This window comes from Deinococcus sp. (assembly GCF_018260405.1).
Taxonomy (GTDB): Bacteria; Deinococcota; Deinococci; order Deinococcales; family Deinococcaceae; genus Deinococcus.
The window spans coordinates 1-7826 of record NZ_JAGLBG010000100.1; the positions used below are offsets into that span (position 1 = coordinate 1).

Genomic DNA, 7826 nt, shown 5'->3' on the forward strand with positions numbered 1-7826 from the left:
AGTTGGGACAGATCTTTTGCGTAATGTCCCTACTCTACCCCTTTCCGCTTCGCAAGTCCCCCTGCTGAGCAGTTACGGATTTTTCATAGTAAATCACCTCAAGTTTATAGATTTCTCCCAGACATAGAAATGTCGTAGGCGTATTTTTGTAGCCCAATTTGGGCATGAACTTACTTGGGAACGGTTTTTTGTCGTGTTTATCGTGCTGAGTAGTTACGAATTAAGTTTTTAAACTAGCCAAGCTCAAGCCCCCGCTTTGCCTCCCTTTTGGGGGGGGCGGGGGCTTTTCTGGTCTAACCAAAGCGCTTGGCCCAAACAGGAACCGACCCACATGGCTTGCTCACTCTGCTTCGCAGCCTTGCAAGTCTGTTCGGGGTACAGGCGCATCAGGCAATCTCGACTAGTCAGGCTCTTAACTTAGCTTAGAAAAAACTCAGCGCTTCTTAGGCGGTTCGTCGATAGCGATACTGGCGGTCAGTACCACGCTTTCGCCGTCCTGCTCGATCTCTATCTTGCTGTTGGTCGAGGGAAAATAACGCTGCACCACTTCCAGCAGGTCGTTTCGCAGGGCCTCGACCTTACCGGGGGGAATCTTGGCCCGGTCATAAGCCAGCACCAGTTCCAGGCGGTCTTTGAGCGTTTCTTTGGTGCGCCCGCGCTTAAGCCACGAGAACATCTTTAGCCTCCCCCAAACATACGTTTGAGGGCCGCCCAGAAGCCCTTGTCTTCTTCATATTTGGGGTAGGGCACTTCTTCACCCCGGATACGCCGCGCGGTCGCCATAAAGGCCAGCCCCGCCTGGGTGGTGCCCAGCACGGCAGGTTCACCGACGTTGGTCGAAACGATAATGCCCTCGTCCTCAGGAACGATCCCGATAGGCTTGACGCCCAGAATGTCAAGCATGTCACCTTCAGAAAGCATGTTGCCGCTGGCGACCATCTTGGGACGCAGGCGGTTGATAACCAGCCGGATTTCACTGACCTGCCCGGCTTCGAGCAGGCCGATGATCCGGTCGGCGTCGCGCACACTGGACACTTCGGGGTTCACGACCACCAGGGCGCCCTTGGCAGGGGCGGCGGCAGTCCGGAACCCCGCTTCGATTCCGGCGGGCGAATCAATCAAGATGCGGTCAAACTTTTCCTCATCCAGCAGCCCCTGCACCACCGTCTTGAAGACTTCGGGGTCGAGGGCGTCTTTGTCACGCGTCTGCGAGGCGGGCAGCAGGTAAAGGTTCTCGACGCGCTTGTCACGGATAAGCGCCTGACTCATGCGGCACTTGCCTTCAAGCACGTCCACAAGGTCGAACACCACACGCGACTCGAGCCCCATGACCACGTCGAGGTTACGCAGACCTACGTCCACGTCAATGACCACGACCTTTTCGCCCAGTTTTGCCAGTGCCGCGCCAATATTCGCCGTGGTCGTCGTTTTACCGACCCCACCTTTTCCCGATGTGACTACAATAACTTTTGCATCCATATTGCCTGGCAGTCTAGCAAGTTGCCCATGAGCCAGCTGAACACCCGCCACGCTGCATACCCTGGGCTGCCAGATTCAGTTATTATTCACAGTGAGAGAACTGTAATACGCGCCAGCTTAAAGTTCTGGGCGAACCCAAAAGAAGAGTTCTGCCTTGAACCTTCCGATGACCGACATTTGAACCTCTACTTGGAAAGGCGGATGAGACCTTGGCTATTTACGGCGACTTCGAGTACCACGCTTTTAACGACATTATCAAAGTGCTTCAGCGCCACACCGGCGTTCTGTTCATGCGCACCGCGCTGGCCGGACGCAGCGTGGAAATGCACCTGAAAGACGGTACGCTGAACGCCCTGTTCATCGACGGTTTTCCGGTGAGCGAACCCCTGCGAATCCGCGACACGATCAGCACCCTGACCAGCGCCGCTTCGGGCGAATACAGCTTCGAGGTCGGGGAGATCACGCAGCAGGTTTCATTCCCGCTTGACGACCTGATTCGGGACGTTATCAGTACGGCGAAGATCCCGGATCAGCAGTTACCGCACCAGGAAACGCGCTTCGAGTGGCAAACCAACGCCTCGCAGGTGCAGGTGCCGCCCGCCTTGCAAAACAGCTGGTCTTCGGTATCTCCCCTGATTCGGCAAGGGGCCTCGGCCATTGACTTGTCGCGCCAGTTGCACATCAGCGAACATGAGGCGCGGGTGACCCTGTACCGCCTCCGCGCCGCCGGACTGGTCACGCCACAACGCGCCGCCGGGGCCTTTCATGACCCGCGCGGTACGTCCGCTCCTTCCCCGGCCAGCGCCATGTCCGGAACCAGCCAGCCGCTTCCGGCGCAACAGCCCCAGCAACAGGCTGGCCCTGTGCGCCGACTTCTCAACGCCCTACGTCGCCTGACCGGAGGCAACGCCTTATGAACGCACCCCTGAAACTCGTTATCTCCGGCCCCGTGGGGGCAGGCAAAACCACCTTTGTTCAGACCCTTTCCGAAACTGAGGTCGTCAGTACCGAAGCCGACGCCACCGAGGACATCGGTAAAGCGACGACCACCGTGGCCTTCGATTTCGGCACGCTGAATATCGACGGCCAGGAGCTGCACCTGTACGGTACGCCCGGTCAGGACCGCTTCGACTTCATGTGGGACGTGCTGTGTGAAGGCGCACTGGGGCTGGTTCTCCTGGTCGCGGGCAACAAGCCGCAGGACTTTTTGCACGCACGCCACATTCTGGAATTCATTACCAGTCGCAACCCGGTGCCCTTTGTGGTCGGCGTGACCCGCCAAGATCTGCCGGACGTGTGGGCACCGCAGGACGTAGCGGCCTACTTCGACCTGCCGGTTGGTCAGGTTCTGGGCCTACAAGCCACCGAGGCCGTCAGCGCCCGCAACGTGCTGATCCGCCTGCTGGAATCCCAGCTTGCTAAGGAAACAGTATGACCAGCGGCAGCAAACAGGAAACGCTTCAGGCCACCCTCCAGACCCTCCGCACCAGCCTACCCGAGCTGCGCGGCGCCCTGGTCGCCACCATCGACGGTTTGCCGATTGCCCAGAGCTTCAGCGACAACACCGACGCCAACCGCGTGGCTGCGATGGCCGCGACCGCGCTGGGCCTAGGCAAGCGCATCAACGATACCCTCGGCGCAGGCGAACTGACCGAAATGAGCGTAACCGGGGCCGACGGACAGGTGTTCGTGTACGCCACGGGGCGCAAGGGCGTGCTGGCGGTTGTCACCCCCGCCGCCATGAACCTGGGCCTGCTGAACATTGAGGCGCGGGACGCGGCGCAGACCGTGGCGCTGGTGCTGTAAAGCCTCGGTCCAATCGGCAGTCCATATCAGTACATTTGGTGAGCGGCTCTAGCTTTGGCTGGGGCCGCTTTTTCGTTGGTTGGCAGAGAGGCAAGATTAAGCCCCGGTGCTGAGCCGCTGCCCGGTGACCAACGCCTTCTGGCCCCTTGCATTCATCATCCCTTATACGAACTACCGATTGAAGCTGAAAGAACCAGATTCAATCCGAGCGGAAGCGAATAGGAAAGGATGCGGGTTTTGCGGTATGGGCGGTGCCTTCTTGGGCAAAACGGCACCCAGAATGGGGCCTGCCCGCTTCCCGATTGCGGCGGAATTGAGCGCAATCCTTATAGGTTGCCAGACTTCCTGGGCTTGACCTTGAGGCGATATCACCTTAGCGCGGCATCAATAATGACAACGTACTGAGCGGGGTGGGCCACCGAAATCTGGTAGCCCACCCCGCTTCAACTCCGGTTTTATCTGTCACCCCAGCAGGCCGATGTTCCGGGCGCGGCTGACAGCCTCGGTGCGGTCACGCGCCTCTAATTTGCCGTACAGGCGGGCCAGATGGTCCTTGATGGTATCGGGGCTGACCCCCAGGTTGCGGGCAATTTCCTTGTTGGAAAACCCCTGGGCCAGCAGCGGCAGCACTTCGGATTCGCGCGGGGTCAGGCGCGGCACGTTCACATGGGGCAGGCGGTCGATTTCTGGGTGCGCCACGATGTCGCGCAGTTGCCGGGCCAGGCTCTCGGGGTCGGTTTCCTTGTTCACGTAACCGCGTGCTCCGGCGGCGCGGGCCGCCTGCACGATGGCGGGTTCGGCAAAGGTGGTAATAAGGACGCTGACCACACGCGGCGCCGTAATTCTTAGCCGGTCACACACCTCTATACCGGTCATGCCCGGCATCTTGACGTCTAGCAGGGCGGCGTCGGGCTGGTAGGTGCGGCAGGCCTCTAGCGCACTTGGGCCGTCGGCGGCCTCGGCAACCACGTCAAAGCCTTGCTGGGTTAGAGCGTACTTCAGGCCCATGCGGAAAAGGGGATGATCGTCGGCGATAACAAGTCTCATGGGGTGACCTCCGGGAGGGTGATGGTAAACAGGGTTAGGAGCGTCGAATCTGTAGAAACACCGTCCTGGCATACCAGATCAGGAGCAGTGGTGAGGGTGTTGGGGGAGTCATTGGCGAGGTGATCGTTGGCAGGGCCGGGCAGGCAAGCGCGGCGGTAAATCAGCTCTCCACCGTGCACTTCGGCAATGCGGCGCACGATGAACAGCCCCAGTCCGGCGGTTCCAGCGGTGTATTGCTGCCCGGCGATGGTCGCGGGCTGGCTGTTAAACGGCTGGGCCAGTTCGTTCAGCGGAAGATCGAGCGCTGGGCCGTCGTTCGCCACGGTCACTCCTTGCGGGGTGACCAGGAGATCGACCCGTTCGGTGGCGTAGCGCAGAGCGTTTTCGGCCAGATTGGTCACGGCGCGTTCCAGGGCCTTGGCATCGGCGCGGGCGTGCCCATGACCATGAACCTGCAACTTCAGGTGACCGGCTTTGGAGGCCAGCCTGCGGGCAATATCGTCCAGCAGTTCCCGCAGGTCTGTGGGGGCCAGGTGGAGGCGCACATCGTCTAGTTCGTAGCGGTGCGCGTCGGCCATCTGATGCACCAGCGCGAGCAGCCGGGAGGTTTCAGCCTGAATCTGTCGCCCGATCTCCCGGCGTTCGGCCTCGGGCAAGGGCAACGTGGTCAGCACCTGGGTCAGGTGGCCGGTGGCGATCAGGGGGGTTTTGAGGTCGTGAACCAGCGTAGCCATGAACGCGCCGCGCCGGTTCTGTTCGGTTTGCAGCCGGTGCAGCAGACCCGTGAAGGCCCCACGTAACGCCCTGATTTCGCTGGGATCGTCCCGGTGCGGGTCGGAGAAATCGTTTTGCTTCACTTCATTGGCCAGGCGGCTAAGTGGGCGCAGCAGCGAGCCGCTGAGGATAAATCCGAAGACGGCGCTCAGCAGGGCAACCAGCAGCAGCCATAGCAGACTGATGCCGCGCAGACCACTGGGAGAAAGCAGAGTCATACCAACATTCGGTACGTAGACCAGCAAAAAGATAATCAGCGTGAACTGTCCCCTCACGGATCCGAGAAACGCCCTGACCGCTGGCGTGGCACGTCTGCCGCCAAGTGGAGTGGTTCTCGCTGAGGTGTTCACAAGGCGCAGCTTAGCCATACGTGTCTGACAGAACACTCACGTGCTACTAGCCCAGGCTCCCTTGTCAATCCCCCAGCTCGCCCACCCCCCAGTTCTTAAAGGCCTCGGCAAGGCAAGGCAATACCAGCGTTCCAGCAGGGGTTTTTTCTGGTTTTGCCCCCAGATGTCCGGGAGTGGCTGAACTGGGCAGCGGCCATCTGCTAACATTTTTGTCGTATGCCCAGTCTGGTCGCCCTGTTGCCGCTGGCCGGATTTTTCCTGGCCCTGACTGCTTTCTGGTGCCGGAGCCGGGCGCACGAATCGGCGGTAGACGCCGACCTGCAACGCCGTCTGGGAGAGCATACTCACAGTCAGGCGCAACCTAAGCAAGACGAAACGCCCTTCGAAGTTTCACAGTGGCTGCTGCAACAAAAAACGCGGTATAGCTGGCTGGCGGCGATTCTGGCGATTCTGGCGCTGGGTTGCTTCGCGGGAACCTTCGTGTTGCTCGGCTACCTGCACTAGGACGGCTCTCGTCAGGTGCCTAGAGCACCGAACCCGGCAAGATTCTATTCCTGAACAACGCCGTCCACCACGGCATCCTGACCTCGCTGGGCACCGAGTAGAGCAAGTAAGTGGGCAAGTCCGTCGGCCCATGTGTTTTCGCTCGTGACCACGCCATGACACCCAGCTGAATAATGAAAACTAACTTAGAGGTATGAAGAAATCCCTACTGCTGGCCCTGACTGGAGTGCTTGCCCTGAGCTCCTGCAACACCACACCGACAGCCACCGTGGAAAACAGTGTCATTCCTTTCATGGATACCACCAAGACTGCCAAGGCAATGGGCGGCACCCTGGAGTGGAACAAGATGGAAGGTCTGGCCTACGACGCCCCCAGCCGTACGCTCTACATCGCCGTGACTTCCTTTATCGGTGGCATGGGCGATACGGCAGGCGACATCCAGTTCCCAGCTAACAAGTGCGGAGGGATCATTGCCGCCAGCCTGGACAACAATCTGGTTGCCACCAAGCTCACCCCTGTTCTGGTCGGCAAGCCCACCGCTACCGGATGCGACGTAAGCGGGCTGAATAACCCCGATAACATCTTCCTGGATAAAAAGGGTCGCCTGTGGATTGGCGAGGACGGCGACGACACCCGCAATACCCTGTGGACCTTTGATCCGAAGACCAGGGCCATTAAGCGCTTTGCCGTTGTTCCCAACGACTCCGAGGTCACGGGCCTGCGTATCAGCGACCAGGGCGACCTGTTCATGAATATTCAGCACCCCAGCAGTGGCAACACTGCGCCTTACGACAAGGGAACAGTAGGTGTCTTCAGCGGCTTCAACGCTAACACCGACGACTTTACCGAGCTGCCCTATGACGGCACAGCCCAGAACGCACTGAAATTTGCCGCAGGCAAGTACAACATCCTGGGCCAAAGCGGTGTCAGCGGTCTGGGCGTCATCAAGAACGCCGACGGCACCAGCAAGACCAGCACCAATCCCGATGCCAACATGCTGCTGTCTACTGGCCCCGACACGGGTATCCTGTACTCCCACTGGGAAAGCCAGCCCGGCGGCGTGAGCCGTATCGACCTTAAGCGGAGTGGTGGCGTCTGGAGCGTTTCGGGTGCTCCCAGCATGCTGGATATGAGCGTGGTGAATGGCACCTGGAACAACTGCAACGGAAGCGTTACCGGGTGGAACACGGCGCTGACCAGCGAGGAATACCCCACCGAGGACGATGCCAGTTGGGCCAAGGCCGAGCCTGCTATGAGTGCTTACCTGGGCAAGAAGGCTAACCGTTACGACTACGGCTACGTCAGCGAAATTACTCCCAGTGGCGCAGGCCAGAGCATCAAGAAGCACTACGCGATGGGCCGCGTGAGCTTCGAGATGGCCCTGGTGCTTGACGATAACAAGACGGCCTACTACGGTGACGACGGCAGCATGCGCGGCATGTACCGTTTCGTGGCCGATACCCAGAAGGACCTGAGCGCCGGTACCCTTTATGTCGCCAAGTTGACCCAGGTGGACGACAGCTCAAGCGCCAACGGCAAGAGCCTGAATGTCAGCTGGATCAAGCTCGGCCACGGCACCGACAGCGAAGTAAGCGCCGCCATTCGTCGCCTGGAATAAGCGCTGGCCAATAACCAGCCTAAAGCGCGTGGGGCACCTCATTGGAGGTGGCCCACTTTTTCATTCTTGTGCGGGCTTATAAGGCGCTGCGGATGGAAGTGGACTGGTAGAGCTGCGCCACAAGGCGTATTCGGGCGCTTTCCCCGAATACGCGCAACTGCAACCGGGAGATCCTTAGAGGCTGTCTGAGGCCCATATCGTCGGAGTATCCATGCTGCCCTCTTCATCAGGCGCACAATCGCTGGAGC

Annotated in this window: 9 protein-coding genes; 5 read left to right on the top strand and 4 right to left on the bottom strand. The window is 59.8% G+C overall.

Annotated elements, in window-relative coordinates:
* Positions 1 to 433 precede the first annotated feature (433 nt).
* Together minE and minD are read right to left on the bottom strand one after the other, a co-directional pair.
* On the bottom strand, positions 434 to 676 hold the full coding sequence (gene minE, locus QZ269_RS11015) for a cell division topological specificity factor MinE (RefSeq protein ID WP_291426758.1): 243 nt from the start codon (positions 674 to 676) through the stop codon (positions 434 to 436).
* A gap of 2 nt (positions 677 to 678) precedes the next feature.
* Positions 679 to 1479, bottom strand: coding sequence for a septum site-determining protein MinD (gene minD / locus QZ269_RS11020; protein ID WP_291426759.1), 801 nt, complete (start codon positions 1477 to 1479; stop codon positions 679 to 681).
* 209 nt (positions 1480 to 1688) lie between these two features.
* On the opposite strand from minD, the gene QZ269_RS11025 reads away from it, so the two are divergent.
* Genes QZ269_RS11025 through QZ269_RS11035 form a run of 3 tightly spaced genes read left to right on the top strand, consistent with a single transcriptional unit; the run spans position 1689 to position 3285 of the window.
* Positions 1689 to 2396 carry a hypothetical protein gene (locus tag QZ269_RS11025; protein ID WP_291426760.1) on the top strand — a complete coding sequence of 236 codons (708 nt, stop codon included), beginning with the start codon at positions 1689 to 1691 and terminating at the stop codon, positions 2394 to 2396.
* On the top strand, positions 2393 to 2914 hold the full coding sequence (locus QZ269_RS11030; protein WP_291426761.1) for an ATP/GTP-binding protein: 522 nt from the start codon (positions 2393 to 2395) through the stop codon (positions 2912 to 2914). The genes QZ269_RS11025 and QZ269_RS11030 overlap by 4 nt, the downstream gene beginning before the upstream one ends.
* On the top strand, positions 2911 to 3285 hold the full coding sequence (locus tag QZ269_RS11035; protein ID WP_291426762.1) for a roadblock/LC7 domain-containing protein: 375 nt from the start codon (positions 2911 to 2913) through the stop codon (positions 3283 to 3285). The genes QZ269_RS11030 and QZ269_RS11035 overlap by 4 nt, the downstream gene beginning before the upstream one ends.
* Positions 3286 to 3747: 462 nt before the next feature.
* On the opposite strand, the gene QZ269_RS11040 is transcribed toward QZ269_RS11035, so the two are convergent.
* Both QZ269_RS11040 and QZ269_RS11045 read right to left on the bottom strand, forming a co-directional pair.
* Positions 3748 to 4332 carry a response regulator transcription factor gene (locus QZ269_RS11040; RefSeq protein ID WP_291426763.1) on the bottom strand — a complete coding sequence of 195 codons (585 nt, stop codon included), beginning with the start codon at positions 4330 to 4332 and terminating at the stop codon, positions 3748 to 3750.
* Positions 4329 to 5324 (bottom strand): sensor histidine kinase, encoded by a 996-nt coding sequence (locus QZ269_RS11045; protein ID WP_367272281.1) that lies wholly within the window; start codon positions 5322 to 5324, stop codon positions 4329 to 4331. Before QZ269_RS11045 ends, QZ269_RS11040 begins: the two co-directional genes overlap by 4 nt.
* 348 nt (positions 5325 to 5672) lie before the next feature.
* Between QZ269_RS11045 and QZ269_RS11050 the strand changes: the two genes are divergently transcribed.
* On the top strand, positions 5673 to 5960 hold the full coding sequence (locus tag QZ269_RS11050) for a hypothetical protein (RefSeq protein WP_291426765.1): 288 nt from the start codon (positions 5673 to 5675) through the stop codon (positions 5958 to 5960).
* 193 nt (positions 5961 to 6153) lie between these two features.
* Positions 6154 to 7578 (top strand): alkaline phosphatase PhoX, encoded by a 1425-nt coding sequence (locus QZ269_RS11055; protein WP_291426766.1) that lies wholly within the window; start codon positions 6154 to 6156, stop codon positions 7576 to 7578.
* The last annotated feature ends 248 nt before the right edge of the window (positions 7579 to 7826 follow it).